The sequence below is a fragment of the Hymenobacter artigasi genome (genome assembly GCF_012275535.1).
In the GTDB taxonomy this organism is placed as follows: domain Bacteria; phylum Bacteroidota; class Bacteroidia; order Cytophagales; family Hymenobacteraceae; genus Hymenobacter; species Hymenobacter artigasi.
This window is the reverse complement of record NZ_JAAVTK010000007.1, coordinates 214,413-239,197: the sequence shown is the minus strand read 5'-3', so window position 1 is coordinate 239,197 and position 24,785 is coordinate 214,413. Positions and strand designations below refer to the sequence as shown.

Sequence of the window (24,785 nt, the reverse complement as noted above, 5' to 3'; positions counted from 1 at the left end):
CCCACTTCTCCCCTTCCCACCCGCCTCTAGCTCGTGCAGGGCGGCATTGCCCGTCAGCTGGTGGCGGGGGTGCGCTATTTAGCCGCCGGCCGGGTGCGGTATTCGTTGTAGCCCTGCACTATTTTCACCATGTCGCGGTAGTGCAGCTGGCCGGCATTGAGGACCGATAGCAGCTCAGGGTCGTCGTGGAAATAGGCCGTCATTTGGGCCACGAAATCGCCCCGCCCCACCTTCACCAGCTCCTCGCCGGCGCGGCGCAGAAACCACTGGCGGTCGGGAAAGCCGCCCAGCCCGGAAGCTCCCATCATCACTCCGCCCGCTACGCCGGCCACCGGGACCATCGCGGCAGACGTCTGCACAATTTCGGTATAGTTGAAGAGCTCCACCGGCCCATTCACCAGGCGCGTGGCGATGAGGTGCTTACGCTTGCCCTTCAACACCATGTGCTCCTGATACAGCCCGTTGACCTTAATGGACTGCACGTTGTCAACATCAATGCTGAACGGCTCACGGCCAAACCGTTTCAGGTCCTCTTCGTGCCGATGAAAGGGCAGGTATTTGCTGAAACCCATCAGGTTCACCGGAATCCAGACGAAATGCGTCTTGCCATCGGGACCCAGAATTTCGGCCCTGCCGAAGCCCCGAACGGTTTTGTCGAGGTAGCTGGTACCCACGGCTGCCGCCAGCGAATCGTCGGCCACCGGCGGAGCAGCCGCCATTGGCGCAGCCGAGGCAGTGGGAGCGGCAATAGCAGGCGGGGCTTGTTGGGCGCAGCAAACCCGGCCGGTAGCGGCCAGTCCCAGCATAGCGGCTAACAATAAAGATGCTTTCATTGGTAAAAGGAAGGGTTTTTACCAAAGTTAAGCGCCCGGGCGCGCTCAGGGAGTTACGCTGGCTCGCCCACGCCTTCCACGCGCTCGGCCACCTGCCTCATCAGCCACAACGGGGTGCTGGTGGCCCCGCAAATGCCCACGGACTGCGCGCCGGCCAGCCATTCTTCTTCTATCTCGGTTTCGTTCTCGATGAAATAGCTGCGCGGGTTCACCGCATTCACCACCGAGAACAGGGCCTTGCCGTTGGAGCTTTTGCGGCCGCTCACGAAGAGTACCACGTCGTATTCGGCGGCAAATCTGGCCAGGGCGGGCTCGCGGTTGCTCACCTGCCGGCAAATGCTGTCATTGGCATCGAAGCTGTCGAGCGTGCCCCCGGCGGCCTGAATGCGGGCCTCCATCAGGGCCTTCATCTTATAAAAGCCGGCCGTGCTTTTGGTGGTCTGGCTGAAGAGCGTGACGGGCCGGGCAAAGTCAATCTGGTCGAGGTCGGCCTCGTTCATCACAATGATGGCGCGGTTGCCGGTCTGGCCCGTGAGGCCGGCCACTTCGGCGTGGCCGGGCTGGCCGTATATCACAATCTGGCCGTGCTGGCGCTGGCTCAGGTCGAAGGCGTGCTTCACGCGGTTTTGCAGCTTGAGCACCACCGGGCAGCTGGCGTCAATCAGCTCCAGGTTGTTTTGCAGGGCCAGCTGGTAGGTTTCGGGCGGCTCGCCGTGGGCCCGGATGAGCACCTTGCAGTCGTGCAGCTGGGCCAGCTGCTCGCGGTCGATGATGCGCAGGCCCTGCTGGTGCAGGCGCTCCACTTCCATGCGGTTGTGCACGATATCGCCGAGGCAATAAAGTGTTTTTTCGTGCGCCAGCTCATCTTCAGCCATCTGAATGGCGAATTCAACGCCAAAGCAATAGCCGGAATTTTTATCAATCGTAACCTTCATGCTGTGCCTTTAACATCACTGCGGCGGCGAGGAGTTCACCGGGGACAAAGGTACGGCAAGGCGGCGGGGTAAGGTGTTGGTCGCGGAATTCTGTCATCCTGAGCGGAGCGAAGGACCTTATCACGCCAGAACAGTTCGCAGTAATTTCAAACCGGCACAAGCGTGATAAGGTCCTTCGCTCCGCTCAGGATGACAGACGATTTCTGATGCCTAGTCCCAGCCCGCCATGAACAGAGCCGACGACACCCGGTCGAGCACAAAATCGACCTGCTCCGAAATGGTGATGTGCGTGGTATCGAGCAGCACGGCATCGGCGGCGCGGCGCAGCGGGCTTTCGGCGCGCGTCGAGTCGAGGTAGTCGCGCTTGCGCAGGTTCTCGATGATGTCTTCCAGGGGCACCTGTTCGCCTGTTGCGGCCAGCTCGTCCTGGCGGCGGCGGGCGCGCAACTCCACATCGGCAGTCATGAATATTTTCACCTCCGCATCGGGAAACACGGTAGTGCCGATGTCGCGGCCGTCCATCACCACGCCGCGCTTGCGGCCCATTTGCTGCTGCTGGGCCACCATGGCGTGCCGCACCATCGGGATGACGGATACTTCGCTCACGGAGTTGGAAATTCGCATCTGGCGAATGTCGTCCTCGCAGTTCACGCCGTTCAGGAACAGCTCGTTGCGGCCCGTGCGGCGGTGGCGGCGGAAGGTGATGCTGATTTCGCGCAAAACCTGCTCGATGCGGGCCATGTCGTCGAAGCTGATGCCCTGCTCCAGCAGGTGCAGCGTAACGGCGCGATACATCGCCCCCGTATCGACGTAGGCGTAGTGTAGCAGCGACGCTACGGCTTTGGCTGTGGTGCTTTTGCCACAGGAGGAGTAACCATCAATGGCGATAACGAGTTGTTTCATAACGACGCGGGCGGCCATTGGCCCCGCAAGATTACGAAATCCAAGCCTTACGAGCAGCAGGTGGGCTCTTCAACCGCTGGGGAACGGAGGCAAAAAAGGCCGCTACGGAGGCGCTTTCTCCCTCATTCAGTTGTGCATCGACTAAATAAAAGGGATTAAAAAAAAATCGACCGCCCAGCCCCACGCCGGTCGTTCGGTCCTTGCCGGTGCCCCATTCGCCCCCATATACCTCTACCAGGCACTGCCCCAGGAAGCAGCCCAGCGCCATGACCACGCCCGGCCGCTCGGCCGGCCCCAGAATGCCCCGCTGCGCCCGGATAAAATTATCCAGGTGAGCCACGCCTTCGGCATCGAAGGCCTTTAGCTTCAATTGCTGCCGCACCTGCTCAGCGGCGGCGGTTATGGAATCGAGGGGAGTTGGCGTGGGTTCGTCGGGCATAGGTTAGGTTAGATAATTAAATAAAGCAAGCTACCGTTAGTATCATCATTACCCGATGAGCGGGGCATTGTTATGATTTTCGGCTCTTTTTATGTTCAACGTACTGGCTCAATAGCGCTGATACGTCTTCGCGCCGGATGCTGCCCCAGCGCACCGTGGCCGCCAGTTCTTTGTCGTCGGCAATAAGTGGCTCGATGACCTCGCGGATGTTGCGGGCACCGGTGGGCAGCGTGAGCCAGCGGGGGTTGCCCGCGCGCCGCAACAGCCAGGCAGTGGTCATAACCTCCTTCTCCTCGCTGCCGATGCCCCCCGGTATGGCCGTGTTGCCCGCGACCATTCTCAGCGCGATACCGGCTCCAAACAAGGCTGCATTTCCCCCATCGAACTGCGTCCGGGTCATCGTGCCCCGAAACTCATAGTATTCCAACCCCGCATCGACCGCCCGCACGCGCATGAAACTGCTTTTGTAATGTTCGGCGTCGCGAGTAAAGGTGACGTAAAAGTCGCGCAGCACCGTGAATGAGTCAACCCCCATGACGAAACTGCTCACCTCGTCGGGCGAGTAAGTTACCGCCGCACCATCAATCCCAGTTCCTCTAAGCTGGTCAAAATCAATCAATAATAATTGAGCCTGTCGCGTACTGCCATCTACCAGGTGCAGATGCCCGGGCTGTGGAACCGGATTTTTATTTCTTCCTTTTCCCTGCGCAGCGGCCGATTGATTCAACCACGGCAAACAACCAAGCCAAAGCACCAAAGCACATCCACGACGGAACGCGGAAGCAGACAGAAACAACATAACGGAGGCAGGTATTATTGGAAAGCGAACAGCAATAATACTGGTTTGGACGCAATCAGCCCGCACCCGCCCAAAGCCAAACCCGTGAGCAATATTCAATTGCCCTGCTAGTGCCCGCACGGGCACGGCACCGACTTGCCACCGCTGTGGTGCTTGTACCAAGAGGTTTTTTTCTGTTGGGCGGTGCGGCGGGCACAGCCGCCCTGGGCCAGCAACAGCGGCAGCACGAGCAGCAAAAGGGCAAGGTTCTTTTTCACCGGAAGCGGTTTTTTATCAAATATAAGGTTCTTTGTCCTCGCAAAACCGGCAACAGGTCGGTTTGCTTCTCGTTCCAGCCCCCTCCCATGACTGTTGATTTCTCGCTCACGGCCAACGTCGTTGACATCTTTGCCCGTTCCATTCAGCCCGCCATTATTACGATTGAGCGCGGCCGTATTGCCGCCATCGCCCCCATTGCCGAGGCCAAGGCCGACCCTACTCTACCCTACGTGCTGCCCGGTTTTGTCGATGCTCACGTCCACGTTGAAAGCTCGCTGCTGGTGCCCACCGAGTTTGCCCGCCTGGCCGTGGCGCACGGCACGGTAGCTACCGTGAGCGACCCACACGAAATCGGCAACGTGCTGGGCGTGGCCGGGGTAGAGTTCATGCTCGAAAACGCGGCGCACTCGCCCTTCAAGTTCTGCTTCGGTGCGCCCAGTTGCGTGCCGGCCACGCCGTTTGAGACGGCCGGGGCCGAAATAACGGTGGCCGACATCAAGAAGCTGTTCGAAAACCCCAAAATCGGCTACCTGGCCGAGATGATGAACTGGCCCGGCGTGCTGCACCGCGATGCCGATGTGATGGCCAAAATTGCCCTGGCCCACGCCGCCGGCCGCCCCGTAGACGGCCACGCCCCCGGCCTGCGCGGTGATGATGCCGCCCACTACGCCAGCGCCGGCATTAGCACCGACCACGAGTGCTTCACCGCCGCCGAGGCGCTCGACAAGCTGGCCGTGGGCATGAAAATCCTCATCCGCGAGGGCTCGGCGGCCCGCAACTTCGATGCCCTCATCGAGCTCATGCCCGAGCACTACCACCACCTCATGTTCTGCTCCGACGACAAGCACCCCGATACGCTGGTGCTGGGCCATATCAACCAGCTGGTGCAGCGCGCCGTGGCCCTCGGCAACGACGTGTTCAACGTGCTGCGCGTGGCCTGCATCAACCCCGTGAAGCACTACCACCTGCCCGTGGGCCTGCTGGGCGAAGGTGACCCGGCCGACTTCATCGTGGTGAAAGACCTGCGCGATTTCGAGGTGCTGCAAACCTACCTGGATGGACAGCTGGTGGCCGAAAATGGCCAGTCGCTGCTGCCCGCCGCGCCCATTGCCGTGGTCAATAACTTCCACGCCCAGCCCGTGACAGCCGCCGATTTCCAGCTGCCCACCACCAAGGAATCGGCCACGCTGCGCGTCATCGAATGCTTCGATGGCCAGCTCATTACGGCCCGCGTCGATTTGCCGGCCACCATCGAAAATGGCCTCGTGGTGCCCGATGTGGCCGCCGACGTGCTCAAGCTGGCCGTTATCAACCGCTACCAGCCGCACGTCGCGCCGGCCGTGGCCTTCATTCAGGGCTTTGGGCTGAAGCACGGCGCGCTGGCCAGCAGCGTGGGCCATGACTCGCACAACATCACGGCCGTGGGCTGCGACGACGAAAGCCTGGCCCGCGCCGTGAACCTGGTGATTCAGGCCAAAGGCGGCCTGGCCGCCGTGGGGGCCGATGGCCAGGAAATTCTGGTGCCGCTGCCGGTAGCCGGCCTCATGTCGGACCAAAGCGGCACGGCCGTGGCGGAGGCTTATGCCGCCGTTGATGCCTTGTCCAAGCAAATGGGCTCGCCGCTGGGCGCGCCATTTATGACACTCTCGTTCATGGCGCTGCTCGTCATTCCGAGCTTGAAACTAAGCGACAAAGGGCTGTTCGACGGCCAGCAGTTCACGTTTGTGGATGCGGTGGAATAAAGGCAGCGCAATTTTTAGCGCGATTTCTGCGTAGGGGCGGGGCAAACCCTACCAGGTACGACCACGCCCCTCTACTTTATGAAACTGCTACTGCTTCTTGTTCCATGCCTACTACTGGCTACCCAGCCCGCGGCTGCCCAGAAATACCGCACCGCCGCCGGCCTTCGCAGCGATGGCAACAACTACGGGCTCACCATTCAGCAGCTCATTCTGCCCAAAACCACGTTGGAAGGCCTGGGCATGTTTGGGGTGCGCGAGCGGAGCGCTACGGTGCTGGCCGAGCGCCATTTCGGCATTCTCGGCCCCAGCCTGAACTACTATTTCGGGGCCGGGGCGCACGTGGGCAACCATAAGGACGATGGCACTTTCTGGGGCTTCGATGGCATGATTGGCGCGGAGTATAAAATCGCTTTCATCCCCCTCGTCATCTCCCTCGATTTCAAGCCCACCATCGAGTTCGGCTCGGCCGACTGGAACCGGTTTCCCACGGCGTTTTCCATCCGCTACATCTTTATCAAACAGAAAAAAACCGGCATTTTTCGCATTTTCGACAAGCGCTGAGCGTGCATAAAAAAACCGCTGTCGGCGAACCAGCAGCGGTTTTTTATGCGCGTTTCCACCGGGCGGACCGGCAGGAAGCAGGGGTTATTGAAAGCGCTTTTCCAGCAGCTTGCGCATTTTTTCCTCGGTGAGGGGCTTGGTCAGGTACTCTACGTTGGGGTACTGGGCCACGCGGGCGGTATCGGCGCCGTGCATGGAGGTGGTGAGGACGGCCATTACGGTCTGGTCCTGCACGGGTTGGGGCAGGGCATTGTAGAGCTCCAGGAACTCGAAGCCGGACACGCCGGGCATTTTCAGGTCTACAAACACGAGGTCGGGCGCGGGCACGCTGCTCTCGGTAGTGTTATCACCCCAGAGCTGCTCGAAGGCTTCATCGGCCCGCGAAAACGTGCTGACGTGGTCGGCTACGGCGAGCCGCCCCAGCAGCCGGTTGTTGAGAAAGCTCGTGGTTTCGTTGTCGTCAACGAGTACAATGTGATTCAAATTAGTAGACATATTGTAGTGTTAAAAAACAAGCTTTTACGAAGATAACATCCTGACTGCGCTTCCGCAATGACCGGGCTTACTTACAGCCAGCCCTGGGCGCGCATCCAGTCGTCGTTATAGATTTTGCCGAGGTAGCGGGTGCCGTGGTCGGGCAGGATAATCACCATCGTGTCGTCCTCTTTCAGGTGCTCACGGGCGTACTCCAGCGCCCCGAAAACGGCCGAGCCGCAGCTCCAGCCCACAAATAAGCCTTCCTCTTTGGCCAGGCGGCGCGTCATCACGGCGGCGTCCTCGTCGGTTACTTTAATGAACAAATCGATAACATCGAAGTCCACGTTCTTGGGCAAAATATCTTCGCCGATGCCCTCGGTTTTATAAGGGTAGATTTCGTTTTCGTCGAAGATGCCCGTTTCCTTGTATTTCTTGAACACCGAGCCATAGGTATCGAGGCCGATGGTCACGATGGCGGGGTTCTGCTCCTTAAGGTACTTGCTGACGCCGGAAATGGTGCCGCCCGTGCCCACACCGGCCGCCCAGTGCGTGATTTTGCCTTCGGTCTGCGCCCAGATTTCGGGACCGGTGGCGTCGTAGTGCGCGGCGGCGTTCGAAAGGTTGTCGTACTGGTTGGGGTAGAAGGAATTGGGCGTTTCCTCGCTCAGGCGCTTGGCCACGGAATAGTAGCTGCGCGGGTCTTCGGGGGCCACGTCTACGGGGCACACCACCACCTGGGCGCCCACGGCGCGCAGAATGTCCTGCTTTTCCTTGCTCTGCTTGTCACTCATCACGAAGATGGTGTTGTAGCCTTTGGCAATGGCGGCCAGGGCCAGGCCCATGCCGGTATTGCCGCTGGTGCCCTCGATGATGGTGCCGCCGGGCTGGATTAGGCCGGCCTTCTCGGCGTCTTCCAGCATGCGGATGGCCATGCGGTCCTTCACCGAGTTGCCGGGGTTGAAATACTCGACCTTGGCCAGCACGGTGCCTTTAATGCCGTCGGTTACTTTATTGAGCTTAACGAGAGGCGTGTTGCCAACAGCCTCGATAACGTGGTTGAAATACATCGAAAAATGATGGGTGGGGAGATGGGGAGTGAGTCTGCAAAGGTACGAATTTCGGCGGCGGGGTCAGCAGTAAGTACTTCAGGGCCGTTGTCATCCTGAGCGGAGCGAAGGACCTTATCGCCGCAGAACAGAGCCCAGACTACCGTTCTGCGGCGATAAGGTCCTTCACTCCGCTCAGGATGACAAACGCTTGCCTTGCCCTAGCCTCAAAATCCCCTACTTTTGCACCACCGCTGCCCGCCTGGGTTGCCTCCCCACTTCATCAACACCCAAAAACACCTCCGAATGAGCGTTCTGGTCAATAAAGATTCCAAGGTTATCGTACAGGGCTTCACCGGCTCCGAGGGCTCGTTCCACGCCCAGCAGATGATGGACTACGGCACCAACGTGGTGGGCGGCGTGACGCCCGGCAAAGGCGGCTCCGAGCACCTGGGCCGTCCCGTGTTCAACACCGTGGCCGAGGCCGTGGAGAAAGCCGGTGCCGACACCACCATCATTTTCGTGCCCCCGGCTTTCGCCGCCGACGCGATTATGGAAGCCGCTGATGCCGGCATCAAGGTGATTATCACCATCACCGAAGGCATTCCGACCAAGGACATGATTGCCGTGAAGCAGTACCTCTCGGAGCGCCCCACGGTGACGATGATTGGGCCAAACTGCCCCGGCGTGATGACCGCCGGCGAGTGCAAAGTGGGCATCATGCCCGGCTTTATCTTCACCAAAGGCAAAATCGGCATCGTTTCGAAGTCGGGCACGTTGACCTACGAAGCGGTTGACCAGCTCACCAAAGCTGGCCTGGGCCAGACCACGGCCATCGGCATCGGCGGCGACCCCATCATCGGCACTACTACCAAGCAGGCGGTAGAAATGCTGATGAACGACCCCGAAACCGAAGGCATCGTGATGATTGGCGAAATCGGCGGCGGCATGGAAGCCGAAGCCGCTCGTTGGATTAAAGCAACCGGCAACAAGAAGCCCGTGGTAGGCTTCATTGCCGGCCAAACGGCCCCTCCCGGCCGCCGCATGGGCCACGCCGGTGCCATCGTAGGCGGCGCCGATGATACGGCTGCTGCTAAAATGGCCATCATGCGCGAGTGCGGCATTCACGTTGTGGATTCGCCCGCCGAGATTGGCGATACCATGCTGCGCGTACTGGGCGGCAAGTAATTTAAGCCTGCTGTTTACACAAAAAAGGCCTCAGCTAATGCTGAGGCCTTTTTTCATGATTTTCCCCAAACGAGAAAATGAGAAGCCTTTGCCACGCCTAACTCAGTAGATAGGAAATCAATTTTATCGGACAACGCGTCCATAATCTGCTTTGCCTGCTCCGTGGCAAAAGCTAAAGCAACTATTTCCAATTCTATTTTTGGTTGCGCGGGTTGGTCGAAACTTTCATCCTGGTCTTCGCATGTTATTATAAGTCGGGTATCGGTTTTCACCGCTTCTGGGCCTGGGTGACCTTCAAGGCAAAATGGCCCTGATGTAAACTGTGGCGTTAGTACTGCCTCCCAACTGGCAAAATCAGCGATTGTGCTGCAACACTGCGGCACCAATACCGGCACGCCATCCACGATAAGGACGCATCCGCCAAACAGTGCGCACGACTCTTTTATGGGAATTGGTTCCTTATCACCGGCCAAATGATTCTGCACCAGCATCCTTAAGTCCGTCAGGCTCCATTGGTCAGCACGCACGAAACTGCAACCTTGAATTACGCGCTGGTAATCGGAGAATCCCGCCGTTACTAAAAGTTGCCGTTGGTACTCATCCCACTCAATCGGGTTTTGCTGGAAAGTAGCAGGTGGGCGCTGAATTTCCTGTAGCCGCCTCTGCGCCATTATGGGAATTTCCAACACGGGAACCAACTCGACATCCATACAATAAGCCTACTCGTTCAGCGTGGTGTTCTTGTCCAGATTAATCACAATGCCCACCTGAAACACCGAATTAGCCGCTTTAAGGTACTTGTTGCTGCGGAAGCCGAAAATCTGGCCGCTGATGAGCTGTAGCTGCACCGGGCCGGCAATCTGGGTGCGGGTGAAGGTGATGGGCTCGAAAAACACGTTGCTTTCGCCGGGCGCGGCCATGCCGTCAATCTTGAAGTTGTTGAGCTGCATGTAGCTCAGGCGCATGGCCACGCCGTAGGTGAGCGGAAAGTCGCGGTTGAAGAGGTGCAGGTTGTTGCGTTTTTTCTGCGCGTAGTTAACCTGCCCGAATACTTTGGACAGGCTGCCATCGAGGGTGCGACTGGTGATTTGGGCCTCATTGCGCTCGATGCGCTCGGTGGCCCCGCCGCCGCCGCCCACGTACACTTCCAGCACGCGCTTGTCGGGCAGGCGGGTGAAGTAGCCGAGGCTGGCTTCGCCGAAGTCGATGTTCTCGGTTTTATCGGATTTTTTGCGGTGCAACGAGGAGAACGTGCCGGCTACCGCCAGGTGGTTGGTGAGGCCGTAGGCCCCTTGCAGGGCATAATTGGTGTGCTGATTGGTGCTTACGGTGCCGTAGAACTCGCCCTGGTGCGTGAGCATGGGCGCGTGGGGCGGGGGCGGAAAATACAGCGAGGCGCAGCCCGTGAGGCCTGAGGAAACAGCTAAGAAAATCAGACGCAACAAATGCTTCATACAGCGGGGCGAGGCGGGGCAGGAATGAGGACAGGCAACGCCTGATACGGCAATTTCGTGTTTCCGCCCGACATTCTCCCGCATTTCCTGGGTTGAGCTCAGTCGCGCGCGTAAGCCGGGCCGTATGTAAGGGCATAATTAATCTCCTTCGCCACGCCCGTTATGCCTGCTGATTCGTTTGATGCCATCATTATTGGGGCCGGCCAGGCCGGTACGCCCCTTTCCTACGCGCTGGCCGCCGCCGGCCGCCGCGTGGCCTTCATCGAGAGCGATTTTCTGGGGGGCTCCTGCATCAACTACGGCTGTGCGCCCACCAAGGCGCTGCTGGCCTCGGCGCAACGGGCGCACCTCGTGCGCACGGCGGGCGCGCTGGGCATTGAAGCCCCTGAGCCGGTGGTGAACTTCGGGGCCGTAATTGAGCGGATGCAGACGCTGCGCCAGCATTCGCGCGACAGCCTCCACCGCAAGATTACGGAAGTTCACGACGGCATTACGCTTATCCGGGGGCGGGCGCAGTTCACGGCTCCCCACTCGCTGCAAGTGGCGCTGGTGGGCGGCGGCGAGCAGCACCTCACGGCCCCGCTCATCTTCATCAACACCGGCACCTGCGCCGCCGTACCCGACATTGAAGGACTGGCCGACAGCGGCTATCTCACCAGCGACTCGCTCCTGCTGAACCTGACGGAGCAGCCCGAGCACCTGCTCATTCTGGGCGGCAGCTACATTGGGGTTGAGTTCAGCCAGATGTTCTGTCGGCTGGGCACCCGCGTCACCATCATCGATAAGGAGCCCCGCCTGATGTCGCGCGAAGACCCCGACGTGAGCCACCCGCTCGAAGAGTTGCTGACCGAATCAGGCGTGGAGCTGGTGCTGAATGCGAACACCCGCCGCGTATCGCGCGGGGCCAACGGTACTCTCACCGTGACGGTGGACACGCCCGACGGCGAGCGCCGCCTACGCGGCAGCCACCTGCTGGTGGCCGTGGGCCGCACGCCCAACACCAGCGACCTCGGCCTGGAGCACACCAGCATCACCCTCGACGAACACGGCTACATTGAAGCCAACGAGCGCCTGCAAACCAGCACCCGCGGCGTGTACGCGCTGGGCGACGTGAAGGGCGGCCCGCAATTCACCCATATCAGCTACGACGATTACCGCATTGTGCGCGATGCCCTGCTGCACAACGGCCAGCGTACCACCGAAGGCCGGCCCATGCCCTACGTGGTATTCACGGAGCCGCAGCTGGGCCGCATCAGCCTCTCGAAGAACCAAGCGAAGGAAAAAGGCATCCCCTACCGCGTAAGCCGGCTGCCGGCCAGCACCATCGGCCGGGCCGTGCAAACGGGCGAAACCGAGGGCTTCGTGGAGGTGCTGGTGGGCGACGACGACCGGCTGCTGGGCGCGGCCGTGTTCTGCGAACAGGGCGGCGAAATCATGACCATGTTCCAGCTGGCCATGGCGGGCGGCCTGCGCTACCAGGAATTAGAGAATATGATTCTTGCCCACCCCGTGTGGGGTGAGGTGCTGAATAATGCTTTTCAGCGGCTGAAACCGGGGGAGTAGTTGGCGGCGCTAGCGCGAGTTTAGCGCAGCGTAACTCGTGCCGGTTATGATGCGAGTTTTCAAATCGCCCGGTAGAACGATGCTACCGGTTTCTATCGGCGCGGCCGGGGGAGGCTCAGCCCCCCGGCATGCTTGGTCACGAGTTACGCTGCGCTAAACTCGCGCCAGTTTGGGGAGTAACAGCCACAACGAAAGGTCCGAAAGCGGCTTAGGTTTCGTGGAGTCGTTTGGCAATAGAGAAAGGCACCCGCGCCGAGCGTGGGCACCCTTTTTTGTGTGGCGCTGGCGCGCGTCTGCGACGCGCTGCCGACTGGATTCGAGCCTGCGGCTCGGGTTGTGGTTCTGTTTGGCCCCGTTGTTCAGTGCCCGAGCCACAGGCTCGAATCCAGCGGGCAGCGCGTCGCAGACGCGCGCCAGCAGGGGCTGGAAAACATAATTCTGGCCCCGATATGGGGCGAAGTACTGAACAACGCGTTCCAGCGGCTGAAGCCAGGGGCATAGCGCAGGGAGATGGCTACGTGCATGGAATGGGGCTGGAACCCCACTCCATGCACGCTCACAGCTATTTGTGGCGCTTGCCGAAAGACCAGGGGAAGAAGGGATACCGGGTGCTGTCGGCCCGCAGGATGGTACGCGTGCGGCCGTCGGGTCCGATTAGGAAGGTGGTGTTGCCGTTTTCGACCATTGTGCGGTGCTTGCCATTGGGGCCGACCAGCACCGTGGTGTTGCCGTTGCGGTGTAGCGTGCTGTGCGTGCCATCCGGGTTTACTATCACCGTTGGGGTGCTTTCCGGGTTGATAACCGTGGAGGTGGTCCCGTTGGGGTAGGTGATAATGGCCATATTGCCGTTGCGCATCAAGGTCGAGTGCGTGCCATCCGGGTTCACTGCCACGGTGGTATTGCCATTCTGATGCACCACAGTATGCGTGCCGTCGGGGTTTACCACCACCGATACCTGGACCTGAATGCTCATGGCTCGAGTCAAAAGGATAAAGCAAGGTAGCAAGAGCATTTTCATGGGGAAGAAGTTAACTAGACGCGACCGATAGCCCGATTACGCATTTTTTATTCATTCTGCTTCTGCTAACGCACGGCTTGTTCTTGGTAATTACCCATTTATCACGAGCATGGCCAGTCTGAATATTAAACCAAAACCCCCGCGCCAGCTTTGCAGCCGACGCGGGGGTTTCTGTTGGTGCTTAGGCCGCAGCCAAGCTACTACATATTCTTGATAATTTCCTGGCCGAATTCGCTCGTTTTGAGCAAGGTGGCACCTTCCATCTGGCGTTCGAAGTCGTAGGTTACGCGCTTGCTGGCGATGGCGGCTTCGAGACCTTTGTTGATGAGGGCAGCGGCTTCTTTCCAGCCCATGTACTCCAGCATCATCACGCCGGAGAGGATAACCGAGCCGGGGTTCACCTTGTCGAGGTTGGCGTATTTGGGGGCCGTGCCGTGGGTGGCTTCGAAGATGGCGTGGCCGGTGCTGTAGTTGATGTTGGCGCCCGGCGCGATGCCGATGCCGCCCACGATAGCCGCCAGCGCATCGGAGATGTAGTCGCCGTTCAGGTTCAGGGTGGCCACCACCGAGTACTCCGAGGGGCGTAGCAGAATCTGCTGCAGGAAAGCATCAGCGATGCTGTCCTTGATGATGAGCTTGCCCTGGTCCACGGCCTGCTTTTGCAGCGCGTCGGCCACGGCCACGCCCTGCTTGGCCACGATTTTATCGTACTGGGCCCAAGTGAACACCTTCGCGCCAAACTCCTTCTCGGCCAGCTCGTAGCCCCAGGTTTTGAACGCGCCTTCGGTGAACTTCATGATGTTGCCCTTGTGCACGATGGTCACCGAGGGTTTCTTGTGCTCCAGCGCGTACTTGATGGCGGCGCGCACGAGGCGCTCGGTGCCTTCCTTGCTCACGGGCTTGATGCCGAACGAGGACGACTCGGGGAAGCGGATTTTCTTCACGCCCATCTCGTCCTGCAGGAATTCGAGCATTTTCTGGGCCTGGGGCGTGCCGTTCATGTACTCGATGCCGGCGTAGATGTCCTCCGTGTTTTCGCGGAAGATGACCATATCCGTCAGCTCCGGGTGCTTCACCGGCGAGGGCACGCCGTCATAGTAGCGCACGGGGCGCACGCAGGCGTACAGGTCCAGCTCCTGGCGCAGGGCCACGTTCAGCGAGCGGATGCCGCCGCCCACGGGCGTAGTCAGGGGGCCTTTGATGCCCACGAGGTATTCGCGGAATGCGTCGAGGGTTTCGGTGGGCAGCCAGTTGGTGGTGGCTTTATAGGCTTTCTCGCCAGCCAGCACTTCCTTCCACATCAGCTGCTTTTTACCGCCGTAGGCTTTCTCCACTGCGGCGTCGAACACCAGTTTGGAGGCGCGCCAGATATCCGGCCCGATACCGTCGCCCTCGATGAAGGGAATAGTGGGTTTGTCCGGAACGGTCAGCTTGCCGTTTTTAATGGTGATTTTTTGCTCTGCCATGTGGGTAAAGTAGTGTTTTTAGTTAATGTTCAGGCGGGTCACCTCACCCCTAGCCCCTCTCCTTGCGGAGAGGGGGACTAGCTTTTGGTCTTTTAATTTCTAGCCTTAGAACTGTTCCAGCCTGGGCCAGAAACTAGTCCCCCCCTCTCCCAAAGGAGAGGGGGGCTAGGGGGGTGAGGTGCCCCCTGGGACGGTACCGTTGCCTAGTACCCGAAAATCTCTTTCAGCGTGAGCTGCTGCACCTGGCCGTACTTGGCCAGCTCCTTGAAGTTGAGCCGGTCTTTCGAACCAATAACCAGAATAACCTGGTTTTGTCCGCTAATCTTGGCTAGCTGAAACTTCCTCAATTCATCAAACGTCATTTTCTGGGTGCTCGCGTACACGTCGCGGCGCAGGTCGTAGTCGAGGCCGAGGCGCTTGGCGCGCTCGTAGCTCATCAGGATGTTGCCCTTGGTAATGCGCTCAGTGCTGATGCTGTTGCGAATGGCGTTTTTGGCGATTTCCAGGTTGGCTTCGGCCACGGGCATCTCGGTGAGCAGGGCTTCCATGCCGGCCATGGCCTCGGGCAGCTTGTCGCTCTGCGTGCCGATGTAGCTCAGGTTGTAGTTGGAGCGGCCCAGCTTGTCGGCGCTGTTGTAGCCGGAGTAGGCCGAATAGGCCAGCGCCTTGCTCTCGCGCAAATCCTGAAACACGATGCTGCCCATGCCACCGCCGAAATACTCGTTGTAGAGCGCCAGCGTGGGAGCCAGCTCCTTACTATATAGGTCGCCCTTGGTCAGGAACAAGATTTCGGCCTGCACCATGTTGTAGTCCACCCAGTAGACCTTTTTGTCTTTCAGGGGCTGCTCGGCGAAGTCTTTGGCCGCCGGAGCGGGCGTGAGTTTGGCGGGGGTTTTATGCTCTGCTTTAAGTACAGTTACAGTTGCCTCTTCAGTGCGCGGCCCGTAATACAGCACCCGATGCTGGTATGTCTCCAGTTTCTTAATCAGGGCCGTGAGCTGCTCGGGCTTCAGGGCCTTTAGCTCTTTCTCGCTCAGATTATTCGTAAAGGGGTTTTTGGGGCCGTATTTCACGTAGCTCACCATTGCTGCATTCAGAATCACGCGCTTTTCGAGCTTGGCGTCCTGGCGCTGCTTGAGCACGCCGGCTACCATGTTTTTCAGGGCGGTGGCGTCGGGCTTGGGCGCGGCCATCAGCTGTTCAAACAGCTGCAATGCGGGCTCCAGGTTGCTGTCGAGGCCGTTGAGGGTCACGAAAATGCGGTCGGCGCCGCTGCTCACGTTGAAGGAGCAGCCCAGCTTGTAGAACTCCTGCTGCAACTGCGCGGCGGTGTACTTGCCGGTACCGAGGTACTGCAGGTAATCGGCGGCAAGCCCCCAGCGCGGGTCGTTGTTCTTGCCCAGGTCGAAAACGTAGGACAGGTTGAACAGGCCGTTTTCGGCGTTGTGGGTGTAGTACAGCGGCAGGCCGGGCTTGATTTCCGTTTCCTGAATGTCTTTCTTGTAGTCGACGAACACGGGTTCCAGCTCCGTGCTTGGCAGGGCCGTGAGCTGCTTGTAGTAGGCAGAAGCCACGTCGCGGTTGGCTGGCACGGGCGTGATGGCGGGCTTCACCACCTTCACCTTGTTGGGGTCGACGCCGGTGCGCTTGAACACGGTTACGAAGTTTTCGCCGTAGTTGTCGTTGGCGAATTTTACGATTTCGGCTTTCGTGATTTTGCCGAAATCGTCCTGCTGCTGCAGGTAATCTTTCCAGTCGATGCGTTCGATAAACGCCTCGTACATGGCGCTGGCGCGGGCCTCGTTGCTTTCGTAGCTCTTGGTGCGCGTCAGCTTCTCGTTGTTGATGATGGCCGGAATCAGCCAGTCGGGGAAGTTGCCGGCTTTCACCTTGGCCAGCTCGCCTTGCAGCAGCGCCTTCACGTCTTCCAGCTTCTGCCCCGCGCGCGGCGTGCCATAGATGACGTGGGTGGAATAGTCGTCGTTGAGGTCGGTGAACGAAGCGGCTTCCAGCACCTTCTGCTGCTGGTTCAGGTCGAGGTCGATGAGGCCGGCCTGGCCGTTGGTCAGGATTTTGTCCAGCATGCGCAGGCGTACGGCATCTTTCGAGGCCTTGCCCGGCAGGCGGTAGCCAATCATCACATTCTCCGACTGCGGCCCGATGATTTCCTTGGTAATCGGGGCCGTAATGGGCTGTTCCACCGGCGCGTTGAAAACCGGCACCGGCTTGCTCGGCATCACCCCAAAATATTTGTCGATGAGCCGGATGGTCTGGTCGAAATCCAAATCGCCGCTCAGGCACAGCGCCACGTTATTGGGCACGTAGTACTGGCCGAAATACTTCTTAATTTCCGTAATCGACGGGTTTTGCAGGTGCTCAATCGTACCGATGGTCGTTTGGGTGCCGTAGGGGTGCGTGGGGTAGAGCGAGGCATTCAGCGCCTCAAACTCCTTGTTGAAATCGGAATCCAGGCCCCGGTTTTTCTCCTCGTACACAGCCTCCAGCTCGGTATGGAACAGGCGCGGCACCATCTCGCGCATCCGCTCGGCCTGAATGGCCGCCCACTTCTCCAGCTGGTTGCTGGGAATATCTTCCTGGTACACCGTTTCCTCGTTCGAGGTGTGGGCGTTGGAGCCTTTCGCGCCGATGGCGCCCATTACTTTATCGTACTCATTCGGCACGGCGTAGGTAGCGGCCACGCCCGAAATCGAGTCAATCTGGTGGTATGTGCGCTTGCGGGCGGCGGCATCGTTGCGCTGCCCACGGTACACTTCGTAGAGCGCCTCAATCTTATCAAGCTCTATTTTTTCTTTGGCCCAGTCCTGCGTGCCCAGCTTCGAAGTGCCCTTGAACACCATGTGCTCCAGGTAGTGCGCGAGGCCGGTGGCAGTAGCGGGGTCATTCTTGGAACCAGCCCGCACGGCCAAGTAGGTCTGAATGCGCGGCGCATCCTTGTAGTCTGAGAGATAGACCGTCAGGCCATTATCCAGCTTGTAAATCCGCACGCCGAGCGGGTCGCCGGGCACCGATTCGTAGCGGTATTCCTTGGCGGCCAGGGGCGCGGCAGCCGGCGCAGCGCTGGCGGCTGCGGAAGCAGCAACAGCCGGCTTGCTCGATTGGCATTGCGTGGTGAGGCCCAGTACCGCCAGGGCAGGAAATAGCAGCAAAAAGTTGTTTTTCACGAATGTCGCAGGCGGGTAGCTGGGGGGTTCAAAAAACAAAGGTAGCTGGCTGATAGGGGAATAAAAAACAAAATTTCGTCTTATCTTGCAAGGTTTTCCCAGGGCCAACTGCTGATTGGCGCAGCAATGAGAGGCTTCCCCAATCGTTTGCGGGAAGCAGGGCGGGGTCGTACCCGCCCGTCGTTGAACTGAATCGTTGCTTCGGCGCGAACGGCGGACGGGGACAAGCCCTACTGGGTACCACCCCGCCCCTACTCGTTCTAATAGTCGGCTTCTAGGCCCAAGCGTTGCTTGGCCTCGCGCAGGGCGGGGAACCGCTCGGCCAGGTACTCGAACTTATCCGAGGTGGTGTAGAGCCGTTTGGCTGTGGGGGCGGCCACTGTGAGCACGGGCTGCACGTTGAGGCGCGGATGGCCGGTGCGGCGGCGCAGGTCAGCCAGGAACTCCACCCGCATGTCGTTGAACTGGTCAATCTGGATAGGATTGTCGACGGCCAGCTCGATGCTGTGCTCGGCATTGGCCGTAACGGGGCGGTTCAGGACCCAAAATTCGCTCATGCGGTCCTGGGCGCGGCGCTCCTCGGCAATTTCCTTCCACACGCGCTGTAGCAGCGCGGGGTCGACGGGAGCCAGCGGGCCGCCGGTGGACTGCGGCTCGGCCAGAGCGGCTGCGTCCTGGGCCGACTTACTGGCGGCAGCGGCCGAGCGGCTGCTCAGGTCTTTCAGGCTCGGGATTTTGCTGGCCAGGCTGGGGATTTTAGCGAAGGCAGCGGCCGGTGAGGGGCGCGGCGCGGGCTCAATTCCCTCAAAGCTGGGCACGCCGATTTCGACGTGCGGCAGCGTGTCGCGCATCTGGTGGCGCTCGGTGATGGCAGCATCCGGGTCGGCCTCAATGCTGGGGGTGTCGTGCAATTCCTCCACGCCGTTTTCGACGGGTAGCGGGTCGGGACCATCGGCCGGGGCGGGGCCGGTGGCCACGGGTGCGCCGGCCGGCATGGGCAGCGGCGTAGGCGCGGCCGCCGGGCGCGGCGCAGCTACGTAAGGCGCGGCCGGCGATTCTGTAGCATAAGCCGCCGGGGCAGCATAAGAAGCCGCCGAAACCGGAGCAGCGGAAGCAGCTGGGGTTATGGCCGTTGGCGAGGCTATTGGGGCGGGTTGGGCGTGGCCGTTGCTGCCGGGGGCCGAGACAACGGCTGCGGCTTCGCCTCCACCGGTTAGGCTGCTAGTTTTTTTTTTAGCCTCGCCGTTACTGGCGGGGCTTAGCTCGCGGACGAACTGCACGGCCCCGTTCAGGTAAGCCAGCTTCATCAACGCCAATTCAACGTGGAGGCGCTGGTTTTTGGCCTGCTTGAACTCGCGGTCGCACTGGCTGATGAGGTTGAGGGCCGAGAGCAGGAAGGCCAGCGGCGCGGCCTGCGCCTGCTGCACGTACTGCTGCTTGATGCCGTCGGACACTTCCAGCAGCTGCACGGTTACGGCGTCTTTGCACACCAGCAGGCCGCGCAGGTGCTCGGCGGTGCCCACCACGAAGTTGTGCAGGTCGAAGCCGTTCTGCATCACTTCATCAAGCAGGAGCAGGGCGGCCGAGAGGTTTTCGGTCAGAAGGCTCTCGATTAGGCGGAAGTAGTAGTCGTAGTCGAGAATATGCAGGTTTTGCACCACCTCTTTGTAGGTGAGGTTGTTGCCGCCGAAAGTGACCATCTGGTCGAACATCGATAGGGCATCGCGCAGGCCGCCGTCGGCCTTCTGGGCCAGCAGGTGCAGGGCGTCGTCTTCGGCGGTGATACCTTCCTGGGTGGCCACGTAGCGCAGGTGCTGGCGCATGTCCTCCACCTTGATGCGGCTGAAATCGAAAATCTGGCAGCGCGACAGGATGGTGGGGATAATCTTGTGCCGCTCGGTGGTGGCGAGGATGAAAATGGCGTAGCTCGGCGGCTCTTCCAGCGTTTTCAGAAACGCATTAAAGGCCGCGTTCGAGAGCATGTGCACCTCGTCGATGATGTAGATTTTGTACTTGCCGGCCTGCGGGGCGTAGCGCACCTGCTCCACCAGCGAGCGGATGTCTTCGACCGAGTTATTCGAGGCCGCATCTAGCTCGTGGACGTTAAAGGAGGCATTTTCCTGGAAGGCCACGCAGGAGGCACAGGTGCCACACGCTTCGGTTTCAGCCGAAAGATTGGTGCAGTTGATGGTTTTGGCCAGGATGCGGGCGCAGGTGGTTTTGCCCACCCCGCGCGGGCCGCAAAACAGAAACGCCTGGGCCAGGTGCTGGCTCTGAATGGCGTTTTGCAGCGTGGTGGTGACGTGCTGCTGCCCCACCACGCTGCGAAACGTGGAAGGACGGTACTTGCGGGCCGAAACGACGAAATTATCCATAAGTTCTATCTACAAAGCTACCCAGAAATGGGCGGCTTTGGAAGCGGTTTTGCTTATCAGCAGGTTATCAGAACGTCATGTCGAGCGCAGCCGAGACATCTCGCTCGCATCGTTTGCCCGATTTAGATTACTACCCCGAGCGAGATGTCTCGGCTGCGCTCGACATGACGTTCTTTTTTCCAACTCCGATGCAACTCAAACACCCAACCCGTCGGAAACCTTCCCTCCTTCCCCATCGTTTCAACTTCACCGCGTACCTTCGCGGCCCGTCTGGCCCTAACCGGCCAATCGGGACTCGTTCTTTACCATTTGGGGATGACCGGAATTGACAGCTTGCGCAAATTGCGGGTAAGCGTGCCAGGAGTTGATGGAAGCTCTCCTGTCAAAAAATCTATCAACAATCAACTGGCGACTATTCGTACGCCATGGCTGCCTAGTTCAGAATTAGGTAATTGCCATCGTGCCGCCTGGGTAAGTTTCTACACCTGGGAGTTCGGCGCGTCGTAAGTAGAAAATAGCCTTCGAGGAGCTGTGACTCGGGGGCGAAACCCAACTGCAGCTAGGGGGATTTCAAAGGCCTGACTGACGCCTGGAATACCATGAAAATCCAAGTCTGGATACGCACGTAGAAAGCACGTTGATTTCCTTGTCTGGACCAGGGTTCGAATCCCTGCATCTCCACTTTAAACCCCGTCTGCCTGGTGCAGGCGGGGTTTTTCGGTTTTCAGACCGGACCGGAATCAACCGTTTGCACAAGCTACTTCCACTACTTTTCCCCACTCTGCGATGCTGAACTATACCCGCCAGCTGCTGGCGCTTTGCTGCCTGGCTTTGCTTTGGAACACGGCCCAGGCCCAAACCATCAAATCGCCTAATGGGCAACTGACCCTTCAATTTGCGTTGCAAGGCGATGGCGTGCCCACGTACCACCTCACCTACAAGGGCCGCGATGTTATCAAGGCCAGCAAGCTGGGCCTGGATTTGAAAGACACGCCTTCGCTCATCAGCGGCTTTGCCGTGGCCGATACCAAGCAGCGCACCTTTGACGAGAGCTGGCAGCCGGTGTGGGGCGAGGTGAAAACCATTCGCAACCACTACAACGAGTTGGCCGTGACGCTCACGCAGGCCGCCACCAGCCGGAGCATCCGGGTGCGGTTCCGGGTGTTTGATGATGGCCTGGGCTTCCGCTACGAGTTTCCGCGCCAGCCCAAGCTGGATTATTTCACCATTAAGGAGGAGCGTACGCAGTTTGCGCTGGCCGGCGACCACAAGGCTTTCTGGCTGCCCGGCGACTACGACACGCAGGAGTACAGCACCGTGACGTCGAAGCTGTCGGAAGTGCGCGGCAAAATGAAAGCGGCCGTAACGGGCAACGCCTCGCAAACCACCTTCTCGCCCACCGGCGTGCAGACGCCGCTCATGCTCAAGAGCCAGGATGGGCTGTACATCAACATCCACGAGGCAGCGCTGATTGATTATTCGTGCATGAGCCTGGAGCTCGACGACAAGAATTTCGTACTGGAATCGCACCTCACGCCCGACGCGGTGGGTGACAAGGGCCGGATTCAGACGCCGGCGCTTTCGCCCTGGCGCACGGTGATTGTGAGCGACAAGGCGGGTGATATTCTGGAGTCGAAGCTGGTGCTGAACCTGAACGAGCCCACCAAATTCAAGGACACTTCGTGGATAAAGCCGGTGAAATACGTGGGCGTGTGGTGGGAGATGATTACGGGCAAAAGCTCGTGGTCGTACACGAACATGGACAACATCAAGCTCGACTCCATCGACTACACCAAGGTGAAGCCCAACGGCACGCACGGCGCGAATACGGCCCACGTGAAGGAATACATCGACTTCGCCGCCCTGCACGGCTTCGACGCGGTGCTGGTGGAAGGCTGGAACACCGGCTGGGAAGACTGGTTCGGCAAGCACAAGGACTACGTGTTCGATTTCGTGACGCCCTACCCCGATTTCAACGTGACGGAATTACAGCAGTACGCCGCCAGCAAGAAGGTGAAGATGATAATGCACCACGAAACGTCGGGCTCGGTGCGCAACTACGAGCGGCACCTGGACTCGGCCTTTACCTTCATGAACAAGTACGGCTACGACGCCGTGAAAACCGGCTACGTGGGCGACATCGTGCCGCTGGGCCACCACCACTACGACCAGTGGGTGATTAACCACTACAACTACGTGCTGGAAACCGCCGCCAAGCACCACATCATGGTTAACGGCCACGAGGCCGTGCGCCCCACCGGCCTGGCCCGCACCTACCCCAACCTCATCGGCAACGAGGCGGCGCGGGGCACGGAGTACGAATCCTTCGGCGGCAACAACGCCGACCACACCACCATCCTGCCCTTCACCCGCCTCATCGGCGGGCCGATGGACTACACGCCGGGCATTTTCCAGACGAAAATCAGCGTCCTCAATCCCAACAACAAGTCCTTCGTGCACAGCACGCTGGTGCGGCAAATGGCCCTGTACGTGACCATGTACTCGCCCCTGCAAATGGCCGCCGACCTGCCCGAAAACTACAATAAGCACCTCGACGCCTTCCAGTTCATCAAGGACGTAGCCGTGGACTGGGACGACACCCACGTGCTCGAAGCCGAGCCCGGCGACTACATCACCATCGCCCGCAAGGCTAAGGGCAAGAGCAGCTGGTTTATCGGCAGCACCTGCGATGAAAACGGCCGCACCTCCAACATCAGCCTGAGCTTCCTCGACCCCGGCAAAAAGTACGTGGCCACCATCTACGCCGACGCCAAGGACGCGCACTACGAAACCAACCCGCAGGCCTACACCATCCGCAAAATGAATGTGACGCGCAAGACCAAGCTGGCGCAGTATTGCGCGCCGGGCGGCGGCTACGCCATCAGCGTGGTGGAGGCGCGGTAGTGGTTGGCGCTAACGGACGCGATAATAGCACTTTGTTTTTCCTAAAAAAGCTCCTTGCTAATTGGCAGGGAGCTTTTTTCTGCACACCGGTAGCTAGCAGCACCAGTTGCGGCTGTAGCTTAAACCACCGTTTGAATGAACGGAATCACGCTACATTACGGGTGGCCTTTTTTCCCAAACCAGCATGAAACCGCATTCTGTCCTTACCCTTATGAAGGCGCTTTTCGCCGGCTTTGCCCTTGCAATTACCGCGTGTGCGCACGGGAATAGTGGCCGCAGTTGCCAGGAAAATCCGGCCTTCCAACGTGCCTTCTTTCACCACGTTGACGTCGTGGAAACCTACACACGCGAGCGCAACACCGGGGCGGAGGTGTACACCTTGGGGCCAGATGAAATGTTGGACGCCATGGCGTTCCTCGAAACGCATACCGCCGTGCCGATGGGCCCGGTACTGAATTATGAAGTTGGGTACGCCAACATGGAGTTATTCCTGAAGGACAAAAAGCGCTGGTTGCGATGGTATGACGCCCACAAATGCGCAAACCTTCAACCCGATAAGTAAGAACATGGAGTTGCTCGTTTAAACGCTCCTTCTAGTGAACCGCTAAACCAAACGCCTTGTAACTTCCGCGAGCGTTCGGAACGGCTGTTCATGTCGTGTGCCGAGTTTAAGAAACTCGTTTACAAATCAAAGTTTACGAAAGTCGGCTAGGAGATGAGTTTCCTATACCATTGGACATGGAGTTCGTCCACGTCCGCTTAACTGATTATCAAGACTTATAGTCTGCTATCGAATTACAGCATCCCCTCGTCGGCGAAGCTATAATAGCCCTGGTCGGAATAAATCAGATGGTCGAGAATGGGTAAATCCAGGAAATTGCCGGCTTCTTTGAGCTTCTTGGTGAGCTGAATGTCGGTGGCGCTGGGGTTGCGGTTGCCGCTGGGGTGGTTGTGCACCAGGATGATGCTGCTGGCCAGCTGCTCCAGGGCTTCCTTGAAAATCATTTTGGGGTCGGCCACGGTGCCGGCCACGCCGCCCCGGCTGATGGCGGTTTTGCGCATCACCACGTTGGCCCGGTTCAGCAGGATTACCCAGAATTCTTCGTGCGGCAGGTCCATCAGATTTGGCCGAATCAGATTGTAGATGTCGCGCGAGCAGGTGATGGTGGTGCGCGGGGCGGCGTCAGCCTCCTTGCGGCGGCGGCCCAGCTCCAGCGCGGCCACTATCGTGATGGCCTTGGCTGGGCCGATGCCGGGGTGGCGGCAGAGCTGCTTCACGCTCTCGCGGGCCAGGGCATTGAGGTCGTTGCCAACGCCTTGCAGCATGAGCATGCCCACATCCACGGCCGAGAGCTTGGTGGTGCCCGAGCCCAGCAGAATGGCAATCAGCTCGGCGTCGGAGAGGGCGGCGCGGCCTTTGGCCATTAGCTTTTCGCGGGGCCGGTCGTCCTCGGCCCAGCTCTTGATGCCGGTGGCGGCCGGGGCCACGTAGGCTGGGGCAGCGGCGTCGGGCTGGGGCAGGTGGTCGGTGGGTTCCATGCGGTGGGGCGGCGGTAGAATGTAAAAAGTGCATTAAATGTAAAGCAAAAGCCAGCCGGGCGCGTTTAAGCCCGGAAGCTGTGGCTGCAACATTGCGCGGCAG

Annotated in this window: 20 protein-coding genes, 1 other RNA gene and 1 pseudogene; 7 read left to right on the top strand and 15 right to left on the bottom strand. The window is 59.6% G+C overall.

Annotated features, from left to right (window positions below; genetic code table 11):
- Positions 1-74: 74 nt before the first annotated feature.
- The 6 genes from HBN54_RS13340 to HBN54_RS13315 form a co-directional block, all read right to left on the bottom strand.
- Complete coding sequence (locus HBN54_RS13340; RefSeq protein WP_168673702.1) at positions 75-833, bottom strand: hypothetical protein; 759 nt, start codon at positions 831-833, stop codon at positions 75-77.
- Positions 834-886: 53 nt separating this feature from the next.
- Entirely contained in the window at positions 887-1,768 is an 882-nt protein-coding gene (locus HBN54_RS13335) for a 4-hydroxy-3-methylbut-2-enyl diphosphate reductase (RefSeq protein ID WP_168673701.1), read from the bottom strand.
- A gap of 210 nt (positions 1,769-1,978) precedes the next feature.
- Positions 1,979-2,671, bottom strand: a complete 693-nt coding sequence (gene cmk / locus HBN54_RS13330; protein WP_168673700.1) for a (d)CMP kinase — start codon at positions 2,669-2,671, stop codon at positions 1,979-1,981.
- A 31-nt stretch (positions 2,672-2,702) separates the two neighbouring features.
- On the bottom strand, positions 2,703-3,110 hold the full coding sequence (locus tag HBN54_RS13325; protein WP_168673699.1) for a hypothetical protein: 408 nt from the start codon (positions 3,108-3,110) through the stop codon (positions 2,703-2,705).
- A gap of 70 nt (positions 3,111-3,180) precedes the next feature.
- Positions 3,181-3,909 (bottom strand): hypothetical protein, encoded by a 729-nt coding sequence (locus HBN54_RS13320; protein WP_168673698.1) that lies wholly within the window; start codon positions 3,907-3,909, stop codon positions 3,181-3,183.
- A gap of 107 nt (positions 3,910-4,016) precedes the next feature.
- Positions 4,017-4,166, bottom strand: a complete 150-nt coding sequence (locus HBN54_RS13315; protein WP_168673697.1) for a hypothetical protein — start codon at positions 4,164-4,166, stop codon at positions 4,017-4,019.
- 87 nt (positions 4,167-4,253) lie between these two features.
- On the opposite strand from HBN54_RS13315, the gene ade reads away from it, so the two are divergent.
- The gene (ade, locus tag HBN54_RS13310) at positions 4,254-5,909 is read left to right on the top strand and encodes an adenine deaminase (RefSeq protein WP_168673696.1); all 1,656 of its coding nucleotides are present in this window, start codon (positions 4,254-4,256) and stop codon (positions 5,907-5,909) included.
- A 78-nt stretch (positions 5,910-5,987) separates the two neighbouring features.
- A complete protein-coding gene (locus tag HBN54_RS13305; RefSeq protein WP_210428056.1) occupies positions 5,988-6,470 on the top strand; it encodes a hypothetical protein in 483 nt (160 codons plus the stop codon).
- 84 nt (positions 6,471-6,554) lie between these two features.
- Here HBN54_RS13305 and HBN54_RS13300 read toward each other — a convergent pair whose 3' ends face one another.
- On the bottom strand, positions 6,555-6,965 hold the full coding sequence (locus HBN54_RS13300) for a response regulator (protein WP_168673695.1): 411 nt from the start codon (positions 6,963-6,965) through the stop codon (positions 6,555-6,557).
- A gap of 74 nt (positions 6,966-7,039) precedes the next feature.
- Positions 7,040-8,014 (bottom strand): annotated as a pseudogene (locus tag HBN54_RS13295) (PLP-dependent cysteine synthase family protein); the annotation flags it as partial.
- Positions 8,015-8,299: 285 nt separating this feature from the next.
- Here HBN54_RS13295 and sucD point away from each other — a divergent pair.
- Complete coding sequence (gene sucD / locus HBN54_RS13290; protein ID WP_168673693.1) at positions 8,300-9,181, top strand: succinate--CoA ligase subunit alpha; 882 nt, start codon at positions 8,300-8,302, stop codon at positions 9,179-9,181.
- Positions 9,182-9,234: 53 nt separating this feature from the next.
- Here the strand turns inward: sucD and HBN54_RS13285 are convergent, their stop codons facing one another.
- Both HBN54_RS13285 and HBN54_RS13280 read right to left on the bottom strand, forming a co-directional pair.
- Positions 9,235-9,891, bottom strand: coding sequence for a hypothetical protein (locus tag HBN54_RS13285; RefSeq protein ID WP_168673692.1), 657 nt, complete (start codon positions 9,889-9,891; stop codon positions 9,235-9,237).
- Between the two features lie 9 nt (positions 9,892-9,900).
- A complete protein-coding gene (locus HBN54_RS13280; protein WP_168673691.1) occupies positions 9,901-10,635 on the bottom strand; it encodes a hypothetical protein in 735 nt (244 codons plus the stop codon).
- Between the two features lie 162 nt (positions 10,636-10,797).
- Here HBN54_RS13280 and HBN54_RS13275 point away from each other — a divergent pair, with 162 nt between their 5' ends.
- Positions 10,798-12,198 carry a mercuric reductase gene (locus tag HBN54_RS13275; protein ID WP_168673690.1) on the top strand — a complete coding sequence of 467 codons (1,401 nt, stop codon included), beginning with the start codon at positions 10,798-10,800 and terminating at the stop codon, positions 12,196-12,198.
- Between the two features lie 562 nt (positions 12,199-12,760).
- Here the strand turns inward: HBN54_RS13275 and HBN54_RS13270 are convergent.
- The 4 genes from HBN54_RS13270 to HBN54_RS13255 all read right to left on the bottom strand — a co-directional run bounded on the left by HBN54_RS13270 (position 12,761) and on the right by HBN54_RS13255 (position 20,239).
- Positions 12,761-13,171, bottom strand: coding sequence for a hypothetical protein (locus HBN54_RS13270; RefSeq protein ID WP_168673689.1), 411 nt, complete (start codon positions 13,169-13,171; stop codon positions 12,761-12,763).
- 245 nt (positions 13,172-13,416) lie between these two features.
- Positions 13,417-14,682: an NADP-dependent isocitrate dehydrogenase gene (gene icd / locus HBN54_RS13265; protein WP_168673688.1), complete on the bottom strand. Its 1,266-nt coding sequence runs from the start codon at positions 14,680-14,682 to the stop codon at positions 13,417-13,419.
- Between the two features lie 203 nt (positions 14,683-14,885).
- A complete protein-coding gene (locus HBN54_RS13260; RefSeq protein ID WP_168673759.1) occupies positions 14,886-17,849 on the bottom strand; it encodes a M16 family metallopeptidase in 2,964 nt (987 codons plus the stop codon).
- Between the two features lie 275 nt (positions 17,850-18,124).
- On the bottom strand, positions 18,125-20,239 hold the full coding sequence (locus HBN54_RS13255) for a DNA polymerase III subunit gamma/tau (protein WP_168673687.1): 2,115 nt from the start codon (positions 20,237-20,239) through the stop codon (positions 18,125-18,127).
- A 311-nt stretch (positions 20,240-20,550) separates the two neighbouring features.
- On the opposite strand from HBN54_RS13255, the gene ssrA reads away from it, so the two are divergent.
- The 3 genes from ssrA (at position 20,551) to HBN54_RS13240 (ending at position 23,705) form a co-directional block, all read left to right on the top strand.
- Positions 20,551-20,923, top strand: a transfer-messenger RNA (tmRNA) gene (gene ssrA / locus HBN54_RS13250).
- A gap of 102 nt (positions 20,924-21,025) precedes the next feature.
- Positions 21,026-23,143 (top strand): glycoside hydrolase family 97 protein, encoded by a 2,118-nt coding sequence (locus tag HBN54_RS13245; protein WP_168673686.1) that lies wholly within the window; start codon positions 21,026-21,028, stop codon positions 23,141-23,143.
- Positions 23,144-23,354: 211 nt separating this feature from the next.
- Positions 23,355-23,705, top strand: coding sequence for a hypothetical protein (locus tag HBN54_RS13240; protein WP_168673685.1), 351 nt, complete (start codon positions 23,355-23,357; stop codon positions 23,703-23,705).
- A 233-nt stretch (positions 23,706-23,938) separates the two neighbouring features.
- Here the strand turns inward: HBN54_RS13240 and radC are convergent, their stop codons facing one another.
- The gene (radC, locus tag HBN54_RS13235; RefSeq protein WP_210428055.1) at positions 23,939-24,682 is read right to left on the bottom strand and encodes a RadC family protein; all 744 of its coding nucleotides are present in this window, start codon (positions 24,680-24,682) and stop codon (positions 23,939-23,941) included.
- Between the last annotated feature and the right edge of the window lie 103 nt (positions 24,683-24,785).